Raw genomic sequence first — 26,655 nt, 5'->3', positions numbered from 1 at the left:
TACCCCCTGGAGGGGCCAGTGGTTGCTTGGTTAGCGGTTTTCGGCCAGGGTTAGGGCATCGAGGATGGCGTTGCGCATGTCCCGGGGGTCGATCACGTCGTCGGTTCCCAACCGCCCGGCGAGGCGGTAGGGGCCGGACCGCTGATCGCGCTCCACCTGGGCCTGGGTCTCGGGGTCGAGTTTGGCCGAGCGACCGCCGGGCTCAGCCGGCATGGCCGCCATGTTCACGCTGGGCAGAGCGAACGACTGGGTCTGGTTGTCGAACGGGTTCTGGGCCATCACCACCGAGCCGAAACCGAACGCCTTGCGCATGGTGATCTCGATCTTGGGATTGGTCAGGCGGCGCTCGGCCTTGTACATCTTGCCGCCCCATTTCAGGATGCCCTCCCGTTCGGCTCTGGTGCCGGCCATGACCCCAGGGTTGTCGGCCAGAAACACCACCGGATGGTCGTAGTTGCCAATCAGCTCCAGAAAATCGGTGGCCTTGATGGCGGCAGCCGAGTCCACCGACCCGGCCAGGTGTGAGGGATTATTGGCCACGATCATGGCGGGGCGACCACCGAAATGGGCCAAACCGACGATGATGGCCGGGCCGTAGGCGGGCTGGATCTCAAAGAAGCTGTCCCGATCCACGATCAGCTCGATCACCTCACGCATGTCGTAGGGGCGGCGATCGTTGGGAGGGATCACATCGAGCAGTTCCTCCACCCACCGGGGCCCGGTGTCGGGGCCGGAACGGCGGGGCGAGGGATCGCCGGCCCGGGAGGGAAAGTACGACAGGTAGCGGCGAGCCATGTCGATGGCGATCTCATCGTCGGGGGCCTCGTTGTGGGCCGAACCGGCAATACGGGTGCAGACATCGGCACCCCCCAACTCCTCCTTGGTCACCTCCTCACCGGTGGCTGCTTTCACCAGCGGGGGGCCGCCGGTGAACATCGAGGCATACGAGGTCATTATCACGAAGTCGCTGAGGGGTGCAGCCAGGGCACCGTGGCCGGCCGAGGCGCCCATGACCAGGCACACCATGGGCACCTTTCCGCTGAGGTCGGCGTAGGCCTGAAGGTCGCCGGGCGAGCGGCTGCCCCCGGTGTCGGTGAGCCGGTGGCCCGCTCCCTCCAGCATCGTGACCAGCGGGATACCCTCCTGGGCAGCCAGCTCGGCTATCCGGTAGCGCTTGGCGGTATTGCCGGCGCCGATCGACCCGCCCAGCACGGTGAAGTCCTCGGCACCGGCCAGCACCGGTCGACCATCAATCCGGCCGTAGCCGCACACGAACCCGTCGGCCGCGATGCCCTCCAGGGTGCCCACCAGCGGGCCGATCTCCCGGAACGTGCCCTCATCGAACAACCGGTCGATGCGCTGGCGAACATCCAGCTTGCCCCGGGAGTGCATGTACTTGTGCACCCGCTCCGGCCCCCCCATTGCGGCCCCCCCAACCCGCCGCCGGTCCAGCTCCTCCAGCCAGGGCTGCCACTGCTCCCGGTTGCTCATGGACCCGGCTCCCCCAGCCACGACCACCACTTATGGCCCTTGTTCATATCGTTCAGGCTAGTAGCGGCGAGAAGGCATCGATCATGGCCCTTACATCGGGGCCGAGGGGATAGAGAATGGGGCAGGTGGCTCCGCTGGCCACGTATTCGTCCACCTTGGCCCGGCACTCCTCGGTGGTACCCGCTGCGCACAGCATCTGCACCACCTCGTCGGGCACCACGGTGGAGGCTGCCTCCACCTGCCGGCGGGTAGCCGGCCAGGTGATCCGGGCGTTGACCTCCTCCAGCAGCGATTCGGGTACGCCGGAGGCCGCCATGATGTGGGGCTGCTGGCCCAGGTACTGGGTGACCAGCAGGCGGGCCGCGTCCAGGGCCTCGGCCCGGTCATCGGCCAGGGAACACACCACGAGCTGGGGGCGGTCCAGATCGTCCACCGATCGCCCCGCCCGGGCCGCGCCTTCGGCCAGGGCATCCATGGCTCGGCGGTTGTAATCGGGCGACACCAGGTAGTTGAGCACCACGCCGTCGGCGATCTCCCCGGTCAACTCCATCATTCTCATGCCGGTGGCCCCGATGTAGATGGGTACCTGCTTGGGGCGGCGAGGCTGATGCACGTAGTCGAGCTCCACCCCGTCGAGTTGCACGTAGTCTCCGGCGAAAGTCACGTTCTCGTCGGCCAAAAGCGCCCGAACCACCGTCACCACCTCCCGCATGGCCTGAAGGGGCCGGCGACGGTCAACCCCGACCTTGGTGGCCAGCGGCTCCCACCACGCCCCCAACCCGCACAGGATGCGCCCCGGGGCCAGGTCGTCCAGGGTGGAGAACGTGGCGGCCAGCCGGGCCGGGTTGCGGGTCCACAGATCGAGCACACCGCTGCCCACCCTTATGCTTTGGGTGGTGGCCGCGAACGCGGCCATGGGCACGGTGGCCTCCCGAACCAGCCGTGAGTCGGCCTGCCACACCGCATCGAACCCCCGCTGCTCGGCGTAGCGGACATAGTCGATGGCATCGGTCAGGGGATGGGCATCCTGAAGGTAGAGGGCCACCGGGTAAGCACTCATGGGTCGATCTCCTCCAAGCGGGTGAACAAGCGGCCGGCGGCCTCGGCGGCCCGGGCCCGGACCTCATGTGGATCGACCCGGGTGGGTACTCCCCCGACCAGCACGGTTTCGCCGCCGGCCACCACATCCACCGCCCGCACTCCGGTGGTGAAGGCCAGGTGCCAGGGGGCGACCGGCTCGTAAGACCAGCGGACCACATCGGCCCGGGCCTCGGGAAACAGCTCCCAACCCTGGGCCAGCCATTCCCAGGCGATCTCGGGGGTGGCGGTGATGTCGTGCTCCCGGTTGCGGGCATAGGCCACCCGGAACTCCTCGAGCATGTCAGCACCGATACCGTCGGTGCCCAGCGCCACCGGGTTGGCGAACCGGGTGGGGCGGGCGTAACCCACCGCATTGTTCATGTTCGAGCGGGGGTTGTGCACCACGGTGCCGGCCAGCCGGTGATCATCGGGCAGATGCACCCCATGAACCAGCAACCAGTCGTCTGCGCTCCAGCGCTCCAGCCGGTGAGCGGCCGGGGTGTCCACCGGACCCTCGGCCACGTGGATGTGTACGCCGGTGCCCAGATCGGCGGCCAGCCCGGCGGCCGCCTCCAGCGTGGCGTCGGTGCAGGTGAACGCGGCGTGCACTCCCACCATTCCCCGACCCCCGGCTCGCAGGAACCGCTCGTTCTCGGCCAGACCCCGGCGGGCACCGTCGGCACCGTGACGGTCGGTCACCCCGTAGGAGCAGCTCACCCTCACCCCCACCTCGGCGCAGGCACCGGCAATCACCTCCAGCGAACCCTCGATGGCGTTGGGCGACTCGTGGTGGTCGAGGATGGCCGTGCATCCGGCCTCCAGAGCCTCCAGAGCCCCCAGCTTGGCCGACCACTCGATCATGTCGAGGTCGAGCGCACGGTCGAGCCGCCACCAGATCAGCTCCAGCACCTCGGTGAAACCGTTCGGTGCTCGCGCCGGGGCAGGCATCCCCCGGGCCAAGGACGAGTAAAGGTGGTGGTGGGCACACACCAACCCCGGAGTGACATTCAACCCGTCCATGGTATCCGACGGTTCGCTCATCGGCTTCGAGACGACATCCGACGGTTCGCTCATCGGCTTCGGGACAACATCCGACGGTTCGCTCATCGGCTTCGGGGGTGGCTCACTTACCCATGGGCAGTTGGTTGGGCCACGTTCCGCTGTGGGCCCGCAGCGCGGCCGCCACTGCGCCGGCGGTGGGAACCAGACCAATCTCGCCCACCCCCTTGATGCCGTAGGGAGCATCGGGCTGGGGGGCCTCGACCAGGATCACGTCCACCGGCGGCATGTCCTTGGGCCGCAGGATTCCCAGCGACTTGAGGGTCATGTTGGTGGGTCGGCCATGCGCGTCGGCGGGGAAGTCCTCGCTGAGGGCGTACCCGAGACCCATGTGAACCGCCCCCTCGATCTGACCCTCGCACAGCAGCGGATTCACCGCCTTGCCAACATCGTGGGCGGCCACCACCCTTTCAACTTTGCCCTCGCCGTCGAGCACCACCAACTGGGCGGCGTAACCGAATGTGGAGTGGATTATGGGGTTCTCCACCCCGTCGTTCAGCGAGTTGGTCCAGTCCACCCGGTACTCGCCGCAGTAGTCCACCCCGGGCCGGCAACCATCACCGAGCGCGGCCCGGCAGGCATCGGCCACCGATCCGGCCCCCATCAGCGTGCCCCGGCTGCCGGTGGTCTGGCCGGCTCCCAGCTCCCTGGTGGTGTCCACCACCACCCGCACGCGCTCGGCACTCACCCCCAACTCGGTCACCACCACCTGCTGAACCACGGTGTGGATGCCCTGGCCCATCTCGGTCCAGCAGTGACGCACCTCCACACCGCCCCCCCGGTGGAAGTCGTCGTCGAGACGCACCACCGCCCGGGCGACCTCCTTGAACCCGTTACCCAGGCCCGAGTTCTTCAGACCCAAACCCAGGCCCACCGCCCCACCGGCCGCCCGAGCCTCGTCCCAAGCCGGTTTGATCGCCTCCAGGCAGGCCCGTGCCCCCAGCGACCCTTCGTCCATTATCTGGCCCGGCCCCCAGATCGCCCCAGGGGTCACCACGTTGCGAGACCGCATCTCCCAACCGTCCAGGCCGGCCGCCTCGGCCAGCCGGTCGATGATCCCCTCCATGGCGAACTGGGCCTGGTTGGCCCCGAAACCCCGGAACGCGCCGCACACCGGGTTGTTGGTGCGAACGGCCACCGCCTCGACATCGATGTTGGGCACCGAGTAGGGGCCGCTGGCGTGACCCGCGGCCCGCTCCAGCACCTTCATGCCCACCGAGGCGTAGGGACCCGAGTCGCCCACCATGCGGGCCCGCAGGGCGGTGAGCCTGCCGGCGGCGTCGCAACCGGCCCAGGCCTCAATGCGGATGGGGTGGCGCTTGGGGTGCATGAGCAGCGACTCCTCCCGCGACAGCGTGCACAACACCGGGCGACCCAGCAGCCAGGCCGCCAGCGCGGTCTGGGCCTGGTTGGCCATGTCCTCCTTGCCGCCGAACGCACCCCCGTTGCTCACCAGCTCAACCGTGACCTGTTGCGGGTTCACAGCCAGCACCGATGCGATCTGGTCACGGTCGTCCCACACTCCCTGACCACCGGAGTAAACGTGCAGGCCGCCGTCACCGGTGGGCACCACCAGGGTGGACTCGGGCTCCAGGAAGGCGTGCTCGATGCGCTGGGTCCGGAACACTTCGTGAACGGTGTGGGCGCTGGCCGCCAACGCACCGTCCACGTCGCCCCGGGCGTATGCCGAGCGCGACAAGACGTTGCCGTCGAGCTGCCACACCGCGTCCTCTGCGCCTTCTGCCAGGGCGGCAAGCGGGTTCGTTACCGGGGTGTGAACCTCGTATTCCACCCGGATCGACTGCGCAGCCCGCCGGGCGGTGGGCCTGTCCTCGGCCACCACCAGCGCCAGAACGTCGCCCAAGTAGGAGGTGCGGCCCCCCTCGGGGATGAACACCGGCCAGTCCTTGTGAATGATGCCCACCCGCAGCTCGCCGGGCACGTCATCGGCGGTGAACACGGCCACCACACCGTCGATGGCCTCGGCCGCCGAGGTGTCGATGGCCACCACTCCGGCCCGGGCATGCTCAGCCAGGTGCAGGGCGGCGTGCAGCAGGCCCTCGGGCCTCATGTCGTCGATGTAGCTCCGGTCGCCCAGAGCCAGCTCCCGAGCCTCGTACTTGATGCCCCGGCTGCCCACCCCGCCGGGGACCAGGGCCGGGGGTGTCTCACCCGCGGCCAGCGCCTCCACCGCATCCAATATCTTGGTGTAACCGGTGCATCGGCACAGGTGCCCGCCCAGATGCCGGGCAGCCTCCTGGCGGGTCAGCTCCGATCCCTTGCGATCCACCAGCGACTTGGTGCGGATGAGAATGCCGGGGGTGCAGAATCCACATTGGAGGGCACCGCAGGCCGCGAACACATCGGCCATGCGGTCCCGCTCGGTTGGGTCCACCCCCTCCAGGGTCACCACCTCGGACCCGGCCGCCCTGCCCAGCGAGGTCTGGCACGCCACCCGGGCCCGACCGTCCACCAGCACCGCGCAGCAGCCGCACTGGCCGCTGGGCGAGCACCCGTCCTTGGGGGACATGAGCCCCAACTCGTCGCGCAGCGCGGCCAGCAGGTGTTCGTGGCCGTCGTCCACATTCACCACTGCACCGTTGACGGTAAGCCTGGCCATGGCTATCCACCTCCAATTGGATTATCGCACCTCTTGGCGGCGGGTTATGGGCTGTAACACAACGTTCAACCAAGAGGTGACGTTGGATTATCGCACCTCTTGGCGGCGGGTTATGGCCTGGTACATCTCCGGGCGGCGGTAGCGAGCGAAGTCGAAAAGCGTTTTTTTGTAAGCGACGCACCAATTCAAGTCGCAGGTCGCGCTCACAAGCTCATCGCTCTCGGTGCTTGCCTGGGCCAGTATCTCCCCCGAAGGGGCGATGATGCAGCTCTCCGCCAGGCTCCGTACCCCCTCCTCCATGCCCCCCTTGGCCACACCCACCACGAACGTTCCGTTCTGGTACGCGCCGGCCTGCATCACCAGATGATTGTGGAATCCGGCCAGGGGATCCTGGGTGGGGTCGGGGAAGTAGTGAATGGGGGTGTTGTAGCCGATCAGGATCATCTCGACATCGGCCAGACCCATCACCCTATAAGTCTCGGGCCAGCGCCGGTCGTTGCACAGAGCTAGGCCGATCTCACCCCTGAAAGCGCTCCAAGTGCCGAAGGTTTCCGGGCCCGGCTCGAAATAGGCCCGCTCCAGGTGCTGGAACGGGCGCTGCGGCTCGTGGCGCTCGTGGCCCGGTATGTGAACCTTGCGATACTTGGCCACCTCGTTACCGCGGCCGTCCACGAGCAGGTAGGTGTTGTAGCGGTGGCCGTCGGGGGTGAGCTCGGCGTAGCCCAGGCAAAAGCCGATGCCCAGGCGGGCGGCGGTGGCGAACAGCGGAGCCACCTCGGGCGAGGGCATCTCGGTCTCGTAGAAGCCGTCCAGCTCGCGCGGATCCTCTATCCACCAGCGGGGAAAGAACGTTGTGAGCGCCAGCTCGGGGTAAACCACCAGCTCGCAGCCCTGCTCGTGGCCCCGGTGCAACAGGGCCAGCAGCCGCTCCACCACCTCGGTGCGGGTTTCGTGGCGGGCTATGGGCCCCAGTTGCGCCGCCCCCACGACCAACTCCCGGGCTTTCCCCCTCAAGATCGAACCTCCACCACTTCGGCCAGCTCCAGCATCAAGATCGAACCTCCAACTCCCGGGCTTTCCCCCTCAAGATCGAACCTCGACCACTTCGGCCAGCTCCAGCATCACCCGGAGCAAAACGTTGGCTCCTGCCTCCAGGTGCTCGGGCTCGGTGTGCTCGGCCGGGTTGTGGCTGATGCCCTCCCAGGAGGGGACGAACACCATGGCGGTGGGGCACACCGGGGCAAACATCTGGGCATCGTGACCTGCCCCCGAGCACAACCGGCGATGGCTCAGGCCCAGCTCACCGGCCACCCGCTCCACCCGGGCCACCATCTCGGGGTCGAACTCCACCGGAGCGAACCGGGCCAGCCGCCGGGTGGTGATGCCGGTACCGGTGCCGGCGGCCAGATCCTCCAGAAAGGCGGCCAGGCGTGCTTCGGCCTCCAGGAGAAGTGCCTCGTCGGTGTTGCGCAGGTCCACGGTCAAAACGGCATCCGAGGCCACTACGTTCACCAGATTGGGATGCAGCTCCAGCCGCCCCACGGTGGCAACCTGCGGGGGGCCGAACTCCCCGGCCAGGTCGTGCACGAACGCCGCGACACGGGCCGCAGCCAAACCGGCGTCACGGCGCATGGCCATCGGAGTGGTTCCGGCGTGGTTGGACTGCCCGGCCACGGTGATCTCGCTCCAACTTATGCCCTGCACCCCGGTCACCACCCCGATCTGGATGCTCTCGGCGAAAAGGATCGGACCCTGCTCTATGTGCAGTTCCACAAAGGCGCGGGGCGGTGGCGACGGGCACGGTGCCGAGCCCCGGTAGCCGATCCGCTCCAGTTCCTCACCCACCACCGCCCCGTCGGTGCCGACGATGTCCAGCGCCTCCTCCAGAGCAAGCCCACCGGTGTAAACCAGGCTTCCCAGCATGTCGGGGGCGAACCGGGAGCCCTCCTCACCGGTGAAGAATCCCACCGCGAGGGGCCACCGGGTGATGATGCCCGAGCGCTGCACCGCCTCGACCACCTCGAGCCCGGCCAGCACGCCGAGGTTGCCGTCGTAACGCCCGCCGGTGCGCACCGTGTCGATGTGGCTGCCGCACATGACCGCCGGACCGGGCTCGGCCCCGGCCAGCGTGCCCACCACGTTGCCGATGCCGTCGATGCTCACATCCATGCCCAGATCGTGCATCCAGGCCACCACCAGATTGCGCCCGTCACGATCCTCGCCGGTCAGAGCCAGGCGGCAGGCACCGTCGGTGTCCCCGATCGCCCCGACCGAGGCCAGAGCAGCCAAGCGTTCGACCAGGGCCTCACCGTCAATACTGATTCCGGTAATCGTTGACCCTCTCACCACTTACCGCCTTCTCGCGCCTAGATTTTACCCGTTGTGAGTACTCAACAATTGCAGGCGCAGCGATGAGCGATGTGATCGTGGCCCGGAGCTTGGACGAGGCCCGGCTTTGAAGGAGCACCCGATGGGGAAACCTGAACCCAACGTGATCGTGGCCCGGAGCCTGGACGAGGCCCGGCTTTGAAGGAGCACCCGATGGGGAAACCTGAACCCAACGTGATCGTGGCCCGGAGCCTGGATGAGGCCCGGGGGGCGCTGGCCGATCATCCCGATGCCATGGTGCTGGCCGGGGGCACCGATCTGATGGTGCAGATCAACCGGGGGCTGCGCCGCCTGCACCGGGTGGTGGGGGTGAGCCGGGTGCCCGAGCTGCGCCGGTGGCAGGTATTTGAACACCGGGTGGCGGTGGGCAGCGGGGTCACCTACACCGAGATGCTCACCGATCCGATGCTGGTCGAAGCCGCTCCCGCGCTGGCCCAGGCCGCCCGCACCGTGGGCTCGCCCCCCATCCGCAACGCCGGAACCCTGGGCGGCAACCTGGCCACCGCCTCTCCGGCGAGCGACACGCTGCCGGTGCTGGCCGCTCTCGATGCCCGCATCGTGGTGACCGGTCCAGGTGGGGAGCGTCGGCTGAGCCTCGACGAGTTCGTGATCGGGGTGAAGCAAACCGTCCTGGCCCCGGGAGAGCTGATCGTGCGGGCCGAGCTCGACCGCCCCAGGGGGCACCAGGAGTTCCTGAAGATAGGCCCCCGCAACGCCATGGTCATCTCCATCGCCAGCGTGGCCCTGGTGGCCGACCACGACGCCCGCACGGTGCGCTGCGCCATGGGGGCGGTTGCCGCCGGCATCCCCCGGGCCCGGGATGCCGAAGCGTGGGTGGCCGACCGCATCGACTGGGACGGCGGGACCGCACCCGACGATGCACTGGCGGCCGAGTTCGGGCGGCGGGTGGCGGCCGCAGCCTCGCCCATCGACGATCACCGGGCCAGCGCGGCCTACCGGCATCACGCCGTGGGGGTGCTTGCCACCCGAGCCCTCGAGCGAGCCTTCTCCCCGACAACCGGAGGCACCAGAATGAACGGGAACGACAATGCCTGAGCCCTACTTCCTCAACGTCAACGGAATCGAACACGACAATGCCTGAGCCCTACTTCCTCAACGTCAACGGAATCGAACACGACAATGCCTGAGCCCTACTTCCTCAACGTCAACGGAATCGAACACGACAATGCCTGAGCCCTACTTCCTCAACGTCAACGGAATCGAACACGAGGTCACCGACCCCGATGTGGCGGAGAGCCTGCTGTTCGTGCTGCGGGAGCGACTGGGTCTCACCGGCACCAAGAACGCCTGCACCGAGGGGGAATGCGGATCCTGCGCGGTGCTGGTGGACGGGGTGCTGACCTGCTCGTGCCTGGTGCTGGCCGCCACCGCTGCGGATCGCGAGATCACCACGGTGGAGGGGCTGGGTGCCACCGCTGCGGATAGCGAGATCACCACAATTGACGGCCGGGACGGCTTGTCGGCGGTGCAGGAGGCGTTCGTGGACGCGGGGGCGGTGCAGTGTGGCTTTTGCACCCCGGGGCTGATCGTGGCGGTTCATGATCTGCTGGAGGCCAACCCCGAACCCAGCGATGGCGATGTGCGCGAGGCGCTGTCGGGCAACCTCTGCCGCTGTACGGGGTACGGCAGGATCATCGCCGCGGTGCACGAAGCAGCCTCGCGAAGGCGGGGCGGGCAATGACCACGCAACTCTCCAACACCGCTACCGAAGCCGGGGTGGGGACTGCCACCCGAGCGGGTTCGGCGGGGGTGGGGGCGGATGCACCCCGCCCCGACGGGGGGCCGAAGGTGCAGGGCCGATTCGCCTTCTCCTCCGATCTGTGGGCCGACGACTTCTTGTGGGGCCACACCTTGCGCTCACCCCACGCCTCGGCCCGGATCACCGGCATCGACATCGGACCGGCCCTGGCCATGGCCGGGGTCCACGCCGTGCTTTTGGCCGATGATGTGCCCGGCCGCCTCAACTACGGGTTGGAACACGCCGATCAGCCGGTGCTGGCCGATGGGCAGGTCCGTTACATGGGTGAGCCGGTGGCCCTGGTGGCCGCCGACCATCCCGACATCGCCCGGCGGGCTGCCGAGGCCATCGAGGTGGATTACCGGGTGACCGATCCCCTGACCGATCCCGAGGCTGCCCCCGGGGCCGCCCCCATCCACCCCGACGGCAACGTCATCCGTGAAATGACCATCCGCCACGGCGACCTGGGCCGCTCCGGTGATGTGGTAGTGGAGGGCTTCTACGAGGTGGGCATGCAGGACCAGGCCTTCATGGGTCCCGAATCGGGGATGGCCCTGCCCGATGACGACGGCGGGGTGGAGCTGTTCGTGTCCACCCAGTGGATGCATGTGGATCGGGAACAGATCGCGGCCTGCCTGGCCATCGCCGAGGAGCGGGTGCGCATAACCCTGGCCGGGGTGGGCGGGGCGTTCGGGGCCCGCGAGGACCTCTCCCTGCAAGTTCACCTGTGCCTGCTGGCCCTGCACACCGGCAAGCCGGTAAAGATGGTCTACAGCCGTGACGAGTCGTTCCTCGGCCATGTGCATCGTCACCCGGCCAAGATGTGGTACCGCCACCACGCCGACCATCACGGGCGGCTGGTGAAGGTTGAGGCCAAGGTGGTGCTCGACGGCGGGGCCTACGCATCCTCGTCGTCGGCGGTGATTGCCAACGCCACCTGCTTCGCCGCCGGCCCCTACAAGGTGCCCGCCGCCCATGTCGTGGGCTTGGCGGTGCGCACCAACAACCCGCCGTGCGGTGCCATGCGGGGCTTCGGGGCGGTGCAAACCTGCTTCGGCCACGAGTCGCAGATGGACAAGCTGGCCGCCGCGCTGGCCATGGACCCGGTGGAGTTGCGGCTGCTCAACGCTCTGGGGCCGGGAGACCGTTTGATAACCGGCCAGGAAATAACCGGCACGCTGCCGGTGGCCGAGGTGATCCGCCGGTGCAGCCAGGCCCCAATCCCGGAAATACCCGTGACCGACGAATGCCGGGATCTGCCGGGAGGCTCGGGTCGCACCACCAACCCGACCGACATCGTGCGGGGAACGGGCTTCGCGGTGGGCTTCAAGAACCTCATGTTCTCCGAGGGCTTCGACGACTACTCAACGGCCGCCTGCCGGGTGTCCGGCGGGGTGGCCACCATCACCTGCGCCTGCGCCGAGGTGGGGCAGGGATTCGTCACGCTGGCCCAGCAGATCGCCCGTACCGAGTTGGGGGTAACCGAGGTGATCCTGGCCCCGGCCCAGACCGCCACCATCGGTTCCGCGGGGTCCACATCGGCCAGCCGCCAGACCTGGATGTCGGGCGGGGCGGTGCAGGCCGCCTGCCGCAAGGTGCGCAACCACATCCTGGCCGAAGTGGCCGCCGGCTGGGGGGTTCCGGTGGAGGGCTTGGTTCTGCGGGACGGCCTGGTGGCAACGCTCGACGGCCGGCGAGAAGCGTCGCTCGCCCAGATAACCGCCGGATCGGGCTATGAGGCCGAGGCGGAGTTTCACCACGCCCCCACCGAGGAACTGGATGAGAACGGGCAGGGCAACGCCCACGTGTCGTTCGCCTGCGCCGCCCACCGGGTTATCGCCGATGTGGATCCCGACCTGGGCCTGGTGCGGGTGCGGGACATCACCACCGCCCAGGACGTGGGGCGCATCCTCAACCCCACCCAGGCCGTGGGTCAGGTAGAAGGCGGGATCGCCCAGGGCTTGGGGCTGGCGCTGATGGAGGAGATCGTGCTCGAGAACGGTCTGGTGCGCAACGCCTCGTTCACCGACTACGTGATCCCCACCACCCTGGACATGCCCCCGGTAACCATCGCCGCCTTCGTGGAAGAGCCCGAGCCCGGTGCCCCCTACGGTGCCAAGGGCATAGGCGAGCCACCCACCATCTCGTCCTCAGCCGCCGTGGCCGCCGCCGTGCGAACCGCCACCGGCCTGGATCTGCCCCGCATCCCCATCCACCCCGCCGACATCGCCATGAGCCGGTAAAAGTAAACACCAGGTTATGAAATCAATTTGGGTAGTGTTGGCTGCTACTGGCATTGCATTCGCGGGTGCTTCTTTGTTATTGTCAGGCGGTACCCTGTTGGATTCAACTAACGGTGCGCTCTTTCCATCCAGTGACCAGCCTGTACATGTTAGTGATAACCGTGCCAACACCGGATCGCAATCCACTGAAACACTTGATATAACCTCAATTGATAGAACAATTCGGGCAAGTAGCGATATTGAGGTCGTGGTCGGTGATGTTCAATTCACGATTGAAGACCACCGGAAAGTGTATGTGGAAGATGAGCTTTGGGGTGTCAGCGCTATTCTTCGACTGAGTAAAACCACTAGCTTGGATGGACCCTGGATAACAGCAAATGATAACGTTAGTATGGCCATGTATGAGGTTGATACAGAATCCATATATGTTGCTATCCAACCGAAAACAGGCAGCATACTTACACTAGTACCATTTGAAGCTCCACCCAACCTATGGGGCGGGCCGGTACCAAAGATTGGTTCAGAGTAAAGTTAAGTATCATAATCTCCGCTTCGCTGTGAAAAGCTAGAAATATCTACATAGACTCATGTCGCTTCAAGAAATCAATCCAAGCTTCAGCAGGTATTCCTGCTAGCGGCTCTGCCAAGACTTCTTGAATCCAATCATCCATTATCCCAGTGCGAGCTATTCGTCCAAAGTTACCACCTCCGTCTTTTACCGGTTTATCGGATGTATTATCTCGGCCCATATAAGGAAAAACTTCCGAAGGTGACTCAATTGAGGAGTCTTGTCCAGTCTTACGAATATGGCTCCACCAATAATTCCTATATTCAGCAATATATTTAGCCGACCAACAAGTCGGAGTGGAAACCCTAGGAACACCGGAAAGTACGTTGGAAAGATACCAGGGTATCACCACAAGAAGATCCCAATCTGAACAGGCACCCGGGGTTACACAGTATCGAAAGCTAGGTTCGCGCTCCTTAGCCAGCATATACCAGCCCTTCAGCTCAACTCCTAGGGCAATATCATATCCACCTGTGTTATTCCTACGTTTGAATAACACATCGGGAAATGTCTGTGCCTGCCGATAGAACTGGTACAAAGTCCACTCGTCGTTGGGATCCCAGACATCACGCATCCGATTGAGCGTCTGCACCACTTGCACCTCAATAGTCGCACCCAGCACGGTATTGAGGGAAAACAGATCTGTGGCAGCCAACCCTTCAATGTTAGTGGCGGAATCAAAATAACTGGGAAGAGCTAATAAAGCATCTTGAACTCGGTCTCGAAGCTCAGTTCGAGGATCGCCTAAGTTTAGTGAGGGTGGCTCAGGAACCGACATCGTTGCTGATTGTATTGCTCTGTTGCTCACTAACCTTGCAGCGCGAGCCAGGAACAATGTAGTTTAGGCGATCAATGGCCAGCTCCGCAAAATGCTCCACGTTTTCAGCAGCAAAACCACGGCGACCGGTCTCAACTGCAGCCACTACTGCGGTACATAATCCACCAAAAGGCTCCCAAACTACTTCTCCAGGTTCTGTGGCAGCATTGATAATTCGGTGCATGAACTCCAGTGGCTTTTGATTGAGATGAACCGCAGCATTGCGACCGGGCTTATACACTCGAGGTGCCGAACGTATACCGTTCCCCTTGTACCGCTCTTGCCCATTGAGGGGTGGTGTTGACCACACATTTGTGAGACCATAAGCGTGATGCCATTTATCTCTCAGTTTAGCCCATTCATCAGTAGTAATTGGCGAAATACCATTGAGTGAGTAGTAAGGTATACCATTAGTAATTCCATGTTTATTTGCATACCTTACTAACCGCTCCATCATCTCCGGTGGAGGAAAATACCAGAGCCAGTCCTGGGTGAGATACTTGCGAGTAGCAGCGTTGGCTACTCCACATGCCTCATTTGCCCTATTCAAGGGCAATCCTGCCCGCTGCCATTCATATCTCAGCCATTCTCGAGCTGACATTACGCCATTTCGGGTTGGAAACTCTAGACGTCGCCGATAGAACACACAAACCTCGGACACCACCGGAAATCGGCGGATTGTATCACCATTCACATTGCCCGCTATGTGTCCAATGCCTTTGTCCCACACAATGGTCTGAACATATTCCCAACCATAGTCGGAAAGAACCGGATGCACAGTAGCCCAGCCTATTTCCGTATTCCAAAACCACAATGTGGATGACGGCAGAGCATGCTTTGACCAGGCTTCAATATGGGGGGCGTACCAATCTGCCAAGTCGTCAGGGGTCCGCGGGTCGCCAGGAAACCCTCCTACTCCATAAGCACCATCAGAGACAATGATTGATGGGGAGGGCCAGTTCGCGTAGGTGTCAATCACATCACCGCGGTACACCGACCAAATTTGATCATCACCATTGTCAGAAGCCATATCCTCTCCTCTACGGATGGTAAATGGCAATCTCCGGTCGACTCCCATTGACAACGATGCCATGCCTTACCTCGCACTATGACTATGGTGGATGCTTGAGCAGCTTGATACGAAGCTGCGACCTACAACAACTTTACTCCAACCCGGTGACAGATGCGGGATGCTGGTGATGCCGACTCTGAGTCAGGCTCCTTTGGTCAAGGGGATGAGCAAGCTCTGCACTGACACAACGGTCTGATGCACAAGAGCACCGGGCTGACCCCTTCAACCGCGGTTTGATTATGGCGACAGCCCGGCTCGTACCGCGGCTGCGGCGGTTTCCTGCGCTTCCATTGCTTTGGGTATGCCCAGGGTCATGCCGAAGAAACCGTGGAACATGCCGCTGTAGCGGTGTATCTCACACGCCACCCCTGCTTGCTGGAGGCGGTGACCATAGGCCTCGCCCTCGTCACGCAACGGATCGTATTCGGCGGTAATCACGCAGGCCGGTGGTAAACCGGCCAGGTCGGTGGCTTTGATCGGGGAGGCATAGGGATTCTCACGGTCGGCGGCATCGGCATACTGGTCGTAGAACCATTCCATTGCCTCCCTGGTCAGGAAGTAGCCGGAACCGTTCTCGGTCTGCGATGGCCAGGCGCTGGTGTCCATGTCGCAGCAGGGGTAGACGAGAAGCTGGTGGGCGATGGCGGGCCCACCCCGGTCGCGGGACATCTGCGCCACCACTGCGGCCAGGTTGCCCCCGGCGCTGTCCCCGGCCACCCCCAGGCGATGGGCATCGACCCCCAAGGAGGCGGCGTTGCCGGCCACCCACTGCGTGGCCGCGTAGCAATCCTCGGCCGCGGCCGGAAACCGGGCTTCGGGGGCCAGCCGGTAGTCCACCGACACGTACACCGCCCCGGTGCGGTTCGCCATCTCACGCACCTGACCATCGTGGCTATCGATGCCGCCGATCACCCAGCCCCCGCCGTGGAAGAACACCACCACGCCAAGCAGCTCCTCGGTGATCTCGGGCCAGTAGATCCTGATCGGCAGCTCGGTGCCATCGGCTCCGGGAATCGTGCGGTCCTCGGTGCGGGCCACCTCCTCCACCGGCATCTCACCGAGTTGCATGCGGTTGCGCAGCTCCCCGGCGGTCATCGAGGTGATGCCATCGAAGCTCACCCCGTTCTGTTCCATCATCTCCATGACGGCTTGGGCCACCGAATCAAGTGCCATGATCCGCACCCTAACCGAGCCGGATGCGCAAACCGGAACTGCGAATGGCGGGTCCGGCACCACTGCCCAACCCGCACCCCAACCGAGCCGGATGCGCAAACCGGAACTGCGAATGGCGGGTCCGGCACCACTGCCCAACCCGCACCCCAACCGAGCCGGATGCGCAAACCGGAAGCCGCACCGTTTAGCATATTTGCCGGCAGCACCACCGCCCCAGACCCAACCCGAGGAGAACGGCATGGAGTTCGCGATGTTCTACGAGATCCCGGTGGCTCGGCCCTGGAATCGTGACAGCGAGTACAACGCCTACCAGCACACCATCGAGCAGGCGGTGCTGGGCGACAGGATGGGATTCCACTCCTTCTGGACGGTGGAACACCACTTTCTGGAGGAGTACTCCCACTGCTCCAACCCCGAGGTGCTCTACGGCCACATCGCAGCCAAAACCGAGAACATGCGGCTGGGATACGGGGTCCGGCTTCTGCCCAAGCCCTACAACCATCCGGTGCGCACTGCGGAGTCGGTGGCGGTGCTCGACCTGATCAGCAACGGTCGGGTGGAGTTCGGCACCGGCCGCTCGTCCACCCGGGCCGAGCTGGAGGGTTTCAACATCCACCCCAACGAGACCCGGGCCCAGTGGGACGAGGCCCTGCGGCACATTGTGGGGTGCTGGACCAACGACGAGTACGAGTTCGAGGGCAAGTACTGGTCGATGCCCAAGCGCCGGGTGCTGCCCAAGCCTCGCCAGGATCCCCACCCGCCCATCTGGGGAGCCACCAGCTCGGTGCCCGGTCACTACGAGATCGGCAAGCGGGGCATCGGGCTGTGCTCGTTCACCGTGGGCTCGCCGCCCGAGGATCTGGCCGAGCGGATCGAGACCTACCGCAAGGGCCAGGCCGACTGCACCGAGCCGGTGGGGCTGTTCCGCAACGAGCGGGCCGCCACCTTCACCATGGTCCACTGCAACGAATCCAACGAGAAGGCCCGGGCCGCCTCCGAGGAATCGTTCGTCTGGTACCCCAAGTACGGTGGGGGGCTGATCGCCTCGGTGGCCGACTACCTGGCCGAGCTGGAGGTGGCCGAGCTCGGCTCCTACCAGTACACCGGCGATGCCGCCAAGAACCGTGACGAGGGCCTGATGGGTCTCCTCACGATGGATTACATCTGGGACTCGGGGGCTGCGGTGGTGGGCGACCCCGACCGGTGCATCGAGGTCGCCAAACGCTACGAGGCGGTGGGCTGCGACCTGCTGTTCTGCCTGCTCAACCCGTACAAGATGGCCCACGAGGATGTGATGACGTCCATCGAGCTCATGGGCAAGCACGTGATCCCCGAGTTCCGGAAGAACTGAAGGGATGGGCAAGCACGTGATACCCGAGTTCCGGAAGAACTGAAGGGATGGGCAAGCACGTGATACCCGGGCTGGCCAAGAACTAAAGGGGTAGAAGGCACGACCATGGCGCTTTTGAACATCCGTTACGACTTCAGGTGCCCCGACATCTGCCCGGTGCCGGTGGACGAGCTGTACCACGCCGCCATCGAGCAGGTGGAGTGGGCGGAGCGATTGGGCTTCGTTTCAGTGACGCTGTCCGAGCACCACGGATCGGACGATGGTTACCTGCCGTCGCTGGTGGCGTTGGCGTCGGCCATCGCCGCTCGCACCGAGAACATCCACATCATGCTGGCCGCGCTGATCGCCCCCATGCACGACCCGCTGCGAGTGGCCGAGGACCTGGCCGTGCTGGATCGCATCAGCAAGGGCCGCATCAGCGTGGTGGTGGCCGCCGGCTACGTGCCATCGGAGTTCGACATGTTCGGCCGGCGGATGCGGGATCGGGTGGCCCTCACCGAGGAGATGGTGGAAACCCTCAAGGCCGCTTGGACCGGCGAAGCGTTCGAGTTCCGGGGTCGCAGGGTGCGGGTCACCCCCACCCCCTACCAGAAACCCCGACCCATGATCTGGCTGGGGGGCAGCGGCGAGAAGGCGGCCCGCCGGGCGGCCCGAATCGCCGACGGGTTCCTGCCCACCATGCCCGAGTTCTGGGATCACTACCGCGACGAGGTGATCAAACAGGGCCGGCCCGATCCCGGACCGGCCACCTCCGGCGGGGTCGGATACCTGCACATCACCCACGATCCCAACACCACCTGGGCCAAGGTCGCCCCCCACGCCCTGCACGAGATGAACGCCTACGGGCGGTGGGCCGCCGAATCGGGGGCTGCCACGGGCTATGAACCGGTGAGCGACGCCGATGCGCTGCGGGCCATGGGTATGCACCAGTTGCTCACCCCGGCCGAGGCCATCGAGATGATCAGGGGGATGGGCGAGATGGAAGCGGTGATGTTCCACCCCCTAATGGGTGGCCTCGACCCCGCCCTGGCCTGGGAAAACCTCCGCCTGTTCGAATCCGAGGTGCTCCCCCACCTCTGAAGCAGGCTACGCCGTGCAAAAGATTTGTACTACTTCGTAGTCAGATGTAGTGTAGTTTTACTACTCGCAGGTGGGAAAGAAATGGACACCAAGGGGTGAAAGATGTCCCGTCCCACATCATTTCGCTTGAACCATGAACTCTTGGAGCGCCTTGATGCCGAGAGCCAGGCCGTGTCCGTATCAACTACTTCACTGGTAAGCACGCTGCTCGACGAGGGGCTAAAAACCCGCCAGTTTCCCGACGTAGTTTACCGGCCCGGGCCCACAGGTAGGCGAGCCACGCTGGTGGGTGGGCCCGATGTCTGGGAAGTGATCCGTGATTTGCGACAGTGGCCCGGCAAGGGCATGGCCCGCATTGACAGCCTCGCAAAAGAACTCGAATTGCCGGTCTCCCTGGTACAAGTGGCAGCAGATTTCTATTGCACCTTCCCAGAGGAAATCGACGCTCGAATCAAAGCGGACGAGCAGGCCGCTGAGCAGATCCGTCACCGGATTGAACAACGCGAGACCTTGCTGTCGCATTGAGGTGGCTGATTGACAAACCGACTATTCCCGAAAGGGTACATTGGGCCACAACCTTGCCCGCCGCCTGCATCAGTGGGCCGTTCAAAATCCCGACCCCTACCCCGGACTCCACTGGCCCTGAGGACTGGAAACTGCAAACCATGTACGTGGGGAACTACCGGCCTTCGGGGGGAACCTGGTAGCGGGTGATGTAGTCACCGAATTCCTGGCTCACCGCATCGGGGTTCAGCCCGAATTGGTCCAGCGTGTAGCGGTGACGGCCGTAGCGATCCTGAGGGTTCTCCAGCATCCATGCAGCCATCCGCCGCCGCCCCAGATCGCTCAACTCCATGTCGAAATGCTGATACATGCGCTCCACCGAACCCACCGGGTCGTCCATCAACTCGGCGTACTGCAAGTCGAACACAGTGTCGTTTGATGACAGCCGCTGCCGGAACTCGGTGTCGTTTGATTCCCTCCGCTGCCGGAACTCGGTGTCGTTTGATTCCCTCCGCTGCCGAAACTCGGTGCCCACTGTCACCGCGTGCAAGCACTTGTCCTTCCAGTTGCGACCCACCGAGAAGAAGTCCACCTTTTCGGTGTTGGTGGCATGAAGCGTTGAGTTGAGGCTGGCCACCGAGCCGACCACCTTGAGCGGATCCCGGTGGGTCCACACCACCCGAGCATCGGGGTAAACGGCATGGAGCGCATCCAGGTGCCAAAGATGCCCCGGTGTCTTCAGCGCCCACCGCTCGGTGGGAATGGTGGATTGCAACACCTGCAAGCACAGCCGGTGAAATTCGTAGGCCGGAACCATGTCGCAGCTCTCGAACCAGGTGCCGTAAGAAGTGAATGTGCCCTGGGTCTCGAAATGGACGGATTTGAACTCACCGCCCAGAAGAGACACACACTCGGTGGGCAAGGTGGCAGCCATCGGATGCATGGCCTGCACGCTGGGCGCCAGCTTCGCCAACCGGCCCGAACCCTTGACAGAGGCGGCAATGCGAGGATCCTCCCGATGATTCGACAGGGTGGGCGGTGGGGCCACCGCGCCGGCCTCCCAAGCCAGAACCGACCGGTTCTGCGGGTCGAGGTCCAAAAGGTTGCTGAGCAAGGTGGTGCCGGTGCGGGGCATACCGGTAACAACAATTGGGGCCTCAATCTTCTCCTGGGCCACTTGCGGGTGCTTTGAGGCCCAATCCAGCACCCGCAACCGCATCTCCAGCGTGGATTGAATAATGCCACCCAGAATCAGCCGGCCCAGTTGGCTCAAGTTGCCCTCGGAATTGATCGAATCCACCAGAATTTCGAACCCCTCCCGCCAACTGCTGTGACCGAAATCCTCCAGCCCGGCCGACTCCTGAGCTTTTTGCACCAGGGTGTCGGTGCTCAGTTGCCCGTAGCGGGGTCGTATGCGGCGAGCAGCATGGCCATAGCCATTGAGCGCCCGCACCAGCACCGGAAACGACGGGCCATCGGTGGCACGAACCTCCAACCCGCTATTGCTCATCACAACACGCTCTCAGATTGTGCCCGCTATTGCTCATCACAACACGCCCTCAGATTTTGCCCGCGGCCAGGGCGTCGCCGATACGCAGCAGTTGGGCGGTGGCTCCACCCAGGGCCAGCTCCAGGTGCTTGGCCCACACGTAGTAGCGCCACAGCGGGTAGTCACGATCCACCCCCATCCCGCCGTGAAGATGCTGGGCGGCATCGGCCACCCGCCGACCCCCATCGGCCACCCAGTACTTGGCCACCGCCACTTCGGTGGCCGCCTCCAACCCCTGGTCGAGCCGACAGCATGCTTGCAGGGTGGTGAGCCGGATCGCCTCGGTGTCTATGTAGGCATCACCCACCCGCTGACCAACCGCCTGGAAAGTGGCGATGGGACGGCCGAACTGCTCCCGCTCGCTGGTGTAGGCCGCAGTCAGCCGCAGAGCCTCACCAACCACCCCCACCGCCACCGCGCACAGCGCGGTAACGCATCTCTGCGCCAGCCAGTCCACCGGCTCGGAACCCTCACCCAACCTCTGGGCGGGCGCATCGACCAGCACCACCCTGCCCTCGACGAGCCCCGATGTGGTCTGCTGGGGTACCACCTCGACCGAGGAGGCGGAGCTGTCCACCAGAAACAGGCCGGCACCATCCCCCACCGATGCGGGAACCAGAAAGTAGCCGGCCCGGTCGGCAAACGGAACCATCTGCTTGGTGCCATTCACCAGCCAGGCCCCGCCACTGGCCTCGGCGGCCGCAGTAGCCGGATCGGCGGGGTCACGGCCCGGTTCCACCAGAGCGGGCGATACCAGCACCGACCCGCCGGCCATTTCCGCCAGCAAAGCATTCTGGGGGTCGAACTCGGCCACCGCCATCGCCGCCACCGGGGCCAGAAACGGCACCCTGGCGGTGGTCCGGCCGATCTCCTCCAGCACCAGGCAGGCAGCCAGAAACCCCAGACCACCCCCGCCGCAGCTCTCGGGCAACGAGACTCCGGCCAACCCGGCTTCGCTCAGCGCCCTCCAGGTTTGATCATCTTGAGCAACCCCATCGGCCTCAAGCTGCTTGTGCCGCTCCGGGGTGGACAGGTCACCCAGGATCCGGCGGCTCAGATCGGCAACCGCCTGCTCCTGCTCCGGCACGGAGAAATCCACCAGACCAGTGTGTCATCCCCCATTTTCCGGTGGCTACTTACGACGATCCCACCGATTCGTGGTGCGAACATTGTAGATAATTTGTATACGCCAGGCTAATGTCAGCGGCATGAACACGACAACCATTCGCGTGGACCGCGACACTCATGCCCGCCTGCTAGAGATGAGCACCGACGCGGGCGATAGCCTCACCGAGACCGTTCGCCAGGCCGCCGAAGCCCTCAGGCGCATACGGTTCGGCCTTCGAGTGCAAGAAGAGTTCACCGCCCTGCGGAATGATCCCGAAGCTTGGGCCGGCTACCACACCGAAGCGGAGTCGTCCCATGTGACCGATGGCCTCGATTGACGAATTGTGGCTCGTTGACTTCGGCAAACCGTATGCGGGTGAGCCCGCCACAAAGCGGCCCGCCCTTGTCCTCGGCCCACCCGAGTTCTTCGGCGCGAGCTTTCCTGTCGCTTTCGTGGTGCCCCTCACCACAACCTTCCGTGAGCTGTCGCTACACGTGGAGGTCCCCGCCACTGCTCAAACCGGTCTACGACACACCAGCTACATCCAATGCGAACTTCTCCGCTCCATCAGCAAACAGCGCCTCCTGCACAGGCTGGGAACCGTGGACTCCAATACCAGTTCTGAGGTGTCCTCAATCGTGAGAACCCTGCTCAACCACTGACAGCGCTGATCAAACAACCGAGCACCGGTGCCCGGCTAGATGCGGGATCGGTGACCTCCGCTGTGACCTCGGCTGTGTGCGTGGCTGGGCTGGGCTGGGCTGGGCTGCGTAAGGCGGCTAGATGCGGGATCGGTGACCTCCGCTGTGACCTCGGGGCAGAACGCATCTTGCCTTGGCCCGGGGCATCTCGGCATTGCACCTCTGGCGGCGGGCTGCCTGCGGGGAAAGACCGGTGGCGCGAATCTCGTACTCAGCCTCGCGAGCGGCGACAGCCACCACAGCCTCGGTTGTCAGCACGCCCGCTTGAGCGATGGTCGCCCTGCTGGTTCTGCGGACATGGCCAACGGCAGCAAGACGCCGTTCCGAACGGGCCAGGCTCCGGTTCGAGCGTCCTTGCAACCGCTTGGCGATCTCGGCGGGGATGGCCTCGCCGCCACACGCTGCGAGCGCCGCCAAGTAAGACTGGTCGGTCTCGCTGAGGTCGTGCCACATGGGAACGACGATCTTCTCGGCGATGTCGGCATCGGCTCGCTGCACGGCCATGGATGCCGAGTCCTTGTCGATCTCGGTGTCCGGGGCACCAGACAGTGTCCAGGCATGATGTCCAATACTCTGGAGGCGGTACGGCAGGCTGTCGGCGGCCGCTGAGGCCATCAGATCCAGGGCATCGTTGTGGATGACTCCCCCAGCCTCCTTGACCGTTAGCCGAAGGCATCGCCAAGCATCAGCGAAGGCGATGGGCGGCATCGGGTTCCTGAGACACCGGTGGAAGAAGGTCATCTTCTTGTCCTCCAGCACTGTGTAGGACATTTCGGACAGCCCGGCGCCGACGAGGGCCAATGGAAGTGAGCGCACCTTGGTGATGGATTGGATATCCGCCGCCAGGTGCCGCAGCTCGTCGCGGTCTCCCGCGTGCATCTCGTCGACGCGCTCACACTGTACCAGTGTGCTCGCACTATGTGTCCGCACTACGCATTACATGTCCGCACTACGCACTATGTGTCCGCACTACGCATTACATGTCCGCACTACGCACTATGTGTCCGCACTACGCACTATGTGTCCGCACTAGAGCGGGTCCGAAGCTGAGGGCAACCCATGCACAGGCTGGGAACCGTGGACTCCAATACCAGTTCTGAGGTGTCCTCAATCGTGAGAACCCTGCTCAACCACTGACAGCGCTGGTCAGCACGCGCTCGGGGTTTGGGTTACTCGGCGGGTTTGGGGGGCACCGGGGGTGTCGACTGTAGTCCGTCGTTGGCACCCCAGCATACGATGATCTTGTCGGTACGCACTGCGCATGTATGCCTCGAACCTGCCGACACCATGGTGAACTCGCCTTCCGGCTCGACCGTCTGGTCGTGCTGGAAGCGCGGATGCGTGCTCTTGCCACCCCAGCATTCGACGCTACCGTCGGTACGCAGCCCACACGAATGAGATTCGCCGGCAGAGATAGCGGTGAATGCGCCGTCCGGGGGATCAAGATTGCCGAACGCGCTGCCTACGTACTGATGTTGTGCCCAGCAGGCAACGGTGCCGTCAACGCGTAGCCCGCAAGCATGATCCCAGCCAGCCGACACAGCGGTGAACTGTCCGGCGGGAGACTTCACGGCAAAATCTCCCCAGCAGGTGATCCTGCCATTCGTGCCCACCGCGCACGAGAAGTCGTCCCCGGCAGACACCGCCGTAAACTTGCCTGACGGCTTATCCTGCTCACCGCCGAAGCGGCTGCCCCAACACGCGATGGTGCCGCTCGGGCGCAACCCGCACACATGAGTCATGCCAGCAGCAATTGCCTTGAACTGGCCAGCCGGCTCATCCTCGATGCCGTACTGGTTGGTACCCCAGCATGTGACCGTGCCGTCGCTGCGCAACCCGCACGAATACTCATACGCGGAATCCACTGCCGTGAAATTGCCGGTCGGGATGTTGCTGATCTGGCCCTTGTAGTCGGAACCCCAGCAGGCAATGGAGCCGTCGGTGCGCAACCCGCACGAATGAAGATAACCGGCCGATGTTGCAGTAAAGCGATTCTCCGGAGGGTCATCGGGCTCGCTTCCAGGTGGGCGCGCCTTCCCCGCAGTGTTGTTGCCCCAGCAATCTATGCTGCCGTCAGTGCGCAACCCGCACGAATGCGATCCGCCGGTTACGACAGCAGTAAATGGACCTGAGCGGGAATCCGATACGCCATGAACTTCGCTCCCCCAGCACTCGATGTCGCCGTCAGATCTCACACCGCACGCATGAGACACACCGGCGGCAACGGCGGTGAACGTGCCTGAAGGAGCCTCCTCAACCCGACCTTTTGAGTGCTGCTGCCCGTTGTCTCCCCAGCACGCAATGGTGCCGCTAGCGCGTAACCCGCAGGCATACGAGTCACTTGCTGATACCGCTGTGAACTGGCCGGCAGGCGGATCGGTCACCTCCAAATAAGGGCTTCCTCCCCAGCACACGACAGTGTTGTTGGGTCGTAACCCGCACGAGTACAGGTGACCAGCGGAAACGGCGGTGAACGTGCCTGAAGGCGGACTCAACAGTCCGTATTTGTCGATTCCCCAACACGTGATGCCACCATCGGCGCGCAACCCACACGAGTGGCTGATGCCAGCGGAAACGGCGGTGAACGTGCCTGAAGGTGCATTCGTCTCGCCGTATTTGTTGCTTCCCCAACAGACGACAGCACCGCTGGTGCGCAACGCGCATGTGTGGGACCCGCTAGCAGATATTGCCGTAAATGTGCCTGAAGGCGCATCCAAGCCGGCAACTTCCCAGCTCTGCGACTGCTCCGACCAATAGGAGACGCTCCTGGAGCCCCAGCAGGTGATGGTGCCGTCCATGAGCAACCCGCACGTATGGTCCGACCCGGCCGCCACCGACACGTACTTGGCGGGTTCCTTGGCGGGTTCCGGGTCTTTGGTGCTGGCACCGTAGGCCTCGGTGTCGTCGTTGCGGATGGTGCCGGTGGCCTCGAGCGAGTCTTGGCCGCCGTCGAGCACAACCCGACCGTCTGAGGTTCGCAGGCTCTTGAGTCGCAGGATCAGCGTCTCGTCCGGTTCCGCCGTGGTGTCACCGATCACCTGGACGGTGACGGTCTGGGTGAGCTGAGCCCCTGCTGCGCCGGCCGGAAATACGACGCTCTGCTTGGCGAAGCCGATGTAGTCGCGGTCCGGGCTGTTCTTGGAGCGCGTCGCAGTAGCCTGACCTTTGGGTGACACCGCGGATGCCAACACCGACACGTCATGGCTCGGCGAACCGCTCAGCGAAACCGTGAACGTGAGGCTCGCACGGTCGCTATCGCCCTCATCAACACCCGCGTCAGCCACCGACACCGTCAACACCGCAGGCACCGGGGTCGCAGTCGGCGCGGGGGTAGGGGTGGGAGTCGGCGCGGGGGTCGCGGCGGGGGTGGGAGTCGGCGCGGGAGTCGCGGCGGGGGTGGGAGTCGGCGCGGGGGTAGGGGTGGGTGTCGGAGTCGCAGTCACCGAACCGGTACTTGTGCCGCCTTGAGCCTGACCCTGGGGCTCGCCCATACGCTGCGCCTGCTCGGCAGCGGTCTTGAACTTGACCTTCGCGTCGGCACCCCACCGATTGCATTCCTTCGAATACGCGTACACCTGCGCCTTGTACTTGCCGCCGGCGGGCAGGTCCAGCTCCAGGGCGCTGCCCGGATACGCCACGCCGCGCTGCGCGACCGTGTCCCCCGAACGGTCATACACGTACACCTCATAGCTCGACGTAGCACAGCCCGAACCCTTGCGCGGCTCAGCACCGCGCTTCCACGACAGCGACACACCCCCCTCGCGGGCCACGGCGTCCGGATCGACCGGCGCGTCCACCGAAACATTGGCAATGTCCGCAGCGCCCGCCGCCGGCACCACCACAGCCACTCCCGCCACCAGCAGCGACAACACCACCAAAACCAGATGTCCCCCAAACCGAGGCAACCCCCACCCAGAAGCAAACCGGTCAGCCATCACAAAACCACCTTTTCCAAAACGACCAGAACCCCAAAGCCCCAGCCAAAAACGAACAAACACGCCAAATAGTATCTATCACCCCCCCCCCCCCCCCGCCGCAAGTACTCCCCTCAAAACCCATCGCGACCACCAAGAGGCGATGGCGACCTCCCGA

The 26,655-nt window shown here is 64.4% G+C and carries 22 protein-coding genes; 9 read left to right on the top strand and 13 right to left on the bottom strand.

The window, feature by feature from the left end; genetic code table 11:
• Positions 1 to 30 precede the first annotated feature (30 nt).
• The 6 genes from ACOGXC_RS01125 to ACOGXC_RS01100 all read right to left on the bottom strand — a co-directional run bounded on the left by ACOGXC_RS01125 (position 31) and on the right by ACOGXC_RS01100 (position 8,596).
• Entirely contained in the window at positions 31 to 1,491 is a 1,461-nt protein-coding gene (locus ACOGXC_RS01125; RefSeq protein WP_419918900.1) for an acyl-CoA carboxylase subunit beta, read from the bottom strand.
• Positions 1,492 to 1,543: 52 nt separating this feature from the next.
• Complete coding sequence (locus ACOGXC_RS01120; protein ID WP_419918899.1) at positions 1,544 to 2,551, bottom strand: LLM class flavin-dependent oxidoreductase; 1,008 nt, start codon at positions 2,549 to 2,551, stop codon at positions 1,544 to 1,546.
• Positions 2,548 to 3,645, bottom strand: coding sequence for an amidohydrolase family protein (locus ACOGXC_RS01115; protein ID WP_419918898.1), 1,098 nt, complete (start codon positions 3,643 to 3,645; stop codon positions 2,548 to 2,550). The genes ACOGXC_RS01120 and ACOGXC_RS01115 overlap by 4 nt, the downstream gene beginning before the upstream one ends.
• Positions 3,646 to 3,694: 49 nt before the next feature.
• Positions 3,695 to 6,250: a molybdopterin cofactor-binding domain-containing protein gene (locus ACOGXC_RS01110; protein WP_419918897.1), complete on the bottom strand. Its 2,556-nt coding sequence runs from the start codon at positions 6,248 to 6,250 to the stop codon at positions 3,695 to 3,697.
• Positions 6,251 to 6,337: 87 nt separating this feature from the next.
• The gene (locus tag ACOGXC_RS01105) at positions 6,338 to 7,264 is read right to left on the bottom strand and encodes an N-carbamoyl-D-amino-acid hydrolase (RefSeq protein WP_419918896.1); all 927 of its coding nucleotides are present in this window, start codon (positions 7,262 to 7,264) and stop codon (positions 6,338 to 6,340) included.
• Positions 7,265 to 7,333: 69 nt separating this feature from the next.
• Positions 7,334 to 8,596 (bottom strand): Zn-dependent hydrolase, encoded by a 1,263-nt coding sequence (locus ACOGXC_RS01100; protein ID WP_419918895.1) that lies wholly within the window; start codon positions 8,594 to 8,596, stop codon positions 7,334 to 7,336.
• A gap of 195 nt (positions 8,597 to 8,791) precedes the next feature.
• Between ACOGXC_RS01100 and ACOGXC_RS01095 the strand changes: the two genes are divergently transcribed.
• The 4 genes from ACOGXC_RS01095 (at position 8,792) to ACOGXC_RS01080 (ending at position 13,169) form a co-directional block, all read left to right on the top strand.
• Positions 8,792 to 9,694, top strand: coding sequence for an FAD binding domain-containing protein (locus ACOGXC_RS01095; protein WP_419918894.1), 903 nt, complete (start codon positions 8,792 to 8,794; stop codon positions 9,692 to 9,694).
• 130 nt (positions 9,695 to 9,824) lie between these two features.
• Positions 9,825 to 10,340 carry a (2Fe-2S)-binding protein gene (locus ACOGXC_RS01090; protein WP_419918893.1) on the top strand — a complete coding sequence of 172 codons (516 nt, stop codon included), beginning with the start codon at positions 9,825 to 9,827 and terminating at the stop codon, positions 10,338 to 10,340.
• A complete protein-coding gene (gene pucD, locus ACOGXC_RS01085) occupies positions 10,337 to 12,640 on the top strand; it encodes a xanthine dehydrogenase subunit D (RefSeq protein ID WP_419918892.1) in 2,304 nt (767 codons plus the stop codon). Before ACOGXC_RS01090 ends, pucD begins: the two co-directional genes overlap by 4 nt.
• A 16-nt stretch (positions 12,641 to 12,656) precedes the next feature.
• A complete protein-coding gene (locus ACOGXC_RS01080) occupies positions 12,657 to 13,169 on the top strand; it encodes a hypothetical protein (protein WP_419918891.1) in 513 nt (170 codons plus the stop codon).
• Positions 13,170 to 13,215: 46 nt separating this feature from the next.
• Here the strand turns inward: ACOGXC_RS01080 and ACOGXC_RS01075 are convergent, their stop codons facing one another.
• The 3 genes from ACOGXC_RS01075 to ACOGXC_RS01065 form a co-directional block, all read right to left on the bottom strand.
• The gene (locus tag ACOGXC_RS01075) at positions 13,216 to 13,986 is read right to left on the bottom strand and encodes a hypothetical protein (RefSeq protein WP_419918890.1); all 771 of its coding nucleotides are present in this window, start codon (positions 13,984 to 13,986) and stop codon (positions 13,216 to 13,218) included.
• Positions 13,973 to 15,055, bottom strand: coding sequence for a DNA methyltransferase (locus tag ACOGXC_RS01070; protein ID WP_419918889.1), 1,083 nt, complete (start codon positions 15,053 to 15,055; stop codon positions 13,973 to 13,975). The genes ACOGXC_RS01075 and ACOGXC_RS01070 overlap by 14 nt, the downstream gene beginning before the upstream one ends.
• Positions 15,056 to 15,334: 279 nt before the next feature.
• Positions 15,335 to 16,270, bottom strand: coding sequence for an alpha/beta hydrolase (locus ACOGXC_RS01065; protein WP_419918888.1), 936 nt, complete (start codon positions 16,268 to 16,270; stop codon positions 15,335 to 15,337).
• Positions 16,271 to 16,508: 238 nt separating this feature from the next.
• Here ACOGXC_RS01065 and ACOGXC_RS01060 point away from each other — a divergent pair, with 238 nt between their 5' ends.
• The 3 genes from ACOGXC_RS01060 (at position 16,509) to ACOGXC_RS01050 (ending at position 19,226) form a co-directional block, all read left to right on the top strand.
• Positions 16,509 to 17,621: an LLM class flavin-dependent oxidoreductase gene (locus ACOGXC_RS01060; RefSeq protein WP_419918887.1), complete on the top strand. Its 1,113-nt coding sequence runs from the start codon at positions 16,509 to 16,511 to the stop codon at positions 17,619 to 17,621.
• A gap of 105 nt (positions 17,622 to 17,726) precedes the next feature.
• A complete protein-coding gene (locus ACOGXC_RS01055; RefSeq protein ID WP_419918886.1) occupies positions 17,727 to 18,701 on the top strand; it encodes an LLM class flavin-dependent oxidoreductase in 975 nt (324 codons plus the stop codon).
• Between the two features lie 141 nt (positions 18,702 to 18,842).
• Positions 18,843 to 19,226 (top strand): hypothetical protein, encoded by a 384-nt coding sequence (locus ACOGXC_RS01050; protein ID WP_419918885.1) that lies wholly within the window; start codon positions 18,843 to 18,845, stop codon positions 19,224 to 19,226.
• Between the two features lie 154 nt (positions 19,227 to 19,380).
• Here the strand turns inward: ACOGXC_RS01050 and ACOGXC_RS01045 are convergent, their stop codons facing one another.
• Positions 19,381 to 20,715 carry a sulfotransferase family protein gene (locus tag ACOGXC_RS01045; RefSeq protein WP_419918884.1) on the bottom strand — a complete coding sequence of 445 codons (1,335 nt, stop codon included), beginning with the start codon at positions 20,713 to 20,715 and terminating at the stop codon, positions 19,381 to 19,383.
• A gap of 49 nt (positions 20,716 to 20,764) precedes the next feature.
• Positions 20,765 to 21,853 carry an acyl-CoA dehydrogenase family protein gene (locus tag ACOGXC_RS01040; protein ID WP_419918883.1) on the bottom strand — a complete coding sequence of 363 codons (1,089 nt, stop codon included), beginning with the start codon at positions 21,851 to 21,853 and terminating at the stop codon, positions 20,765 to 20,767.
• Positions 21,854 to 21,962: 109 nt separating this feature from the next.
• Between ACOGXC_RS01040 and ACOGXC_RS01035 the strand changes: the two genes are divergently transcribed.
• Together ACOGXC_RS01035 and ACOGXC_RS01030 are read left to right on the top strand one after the other, a co-directional pair.
• Complete coding sequence (locus tag ACOGXC_RS01035; protein ID WP_419918882.1) at positions 21,963 to 22,199, top strand: hypothetical protein; 237 nt, start codon at positions 21,963 to 21,965, stop codon at positions 22,197 to 22,199.
• Complete coding sequence (locus tag ACOGXC_RS01030; protein WP_419918881.1) at positions 22,186 to 22,524, top strand: type II toxin-antitoxin system PemK/MazF family toxin; 339 nt, start codon at positions 22,186 to 22,188, stop codon at positions 22,522 to 22,524. Before ACOGXC_RS01035 ends, ACOGXC_RS01030 begins: the two co-directional genes overlap by 14 nt.
• Before the next feature lie 117 nt (positions 22,525 to 22,641).
• Here ACOGXC_RS01030 and ACOGXC_RS01025 read toward each other — a convergent pair whose 3' ends face one another.
• The gene (locus tag ACOGXC_RS01025) at positions 22,642 to 23,442 is read right to left on the bottom strand and encodes a hypothetical protein (protein ID WP_419918880.1); all 801 of its coding nucleotides are present in this window, start codon (positions 23,440 to 23,442) and stop codon (positions 22,642 to 22,644) included.
• A 290-nt stretch (positions 23,443 to 23,732) separates the two neighbouring features.
• Positions 23,733 to 26,498: a hypothetical protein gene (locus ACOGXC_RS01020; protein WP_419918879.1), complete on the bottom strand. Its 2,766-nt coding sequence runs from the start codon at positions 26,496 to 26,498 to the stop codon at positions 23,733 to 23,735.
• Positions 26,499 to 26,655: the final 157 nt, after the last annotated feature.

The sequence above is a fragment of the Candidatus Poriferisocius sp. genome (assembly GCF_965202595.1).
Classification (GTDB): domain Bacteria; phylum Actinomycetota; class Acidimicrobiia; order Acidimicrobiales; family Bin134; genus Poriferisocius.
The sequence above is the reverse complement of the archived record's forward strand: the minus strand, read 5'-3'. Positions and strand labels throughout refer to the sequence as shown.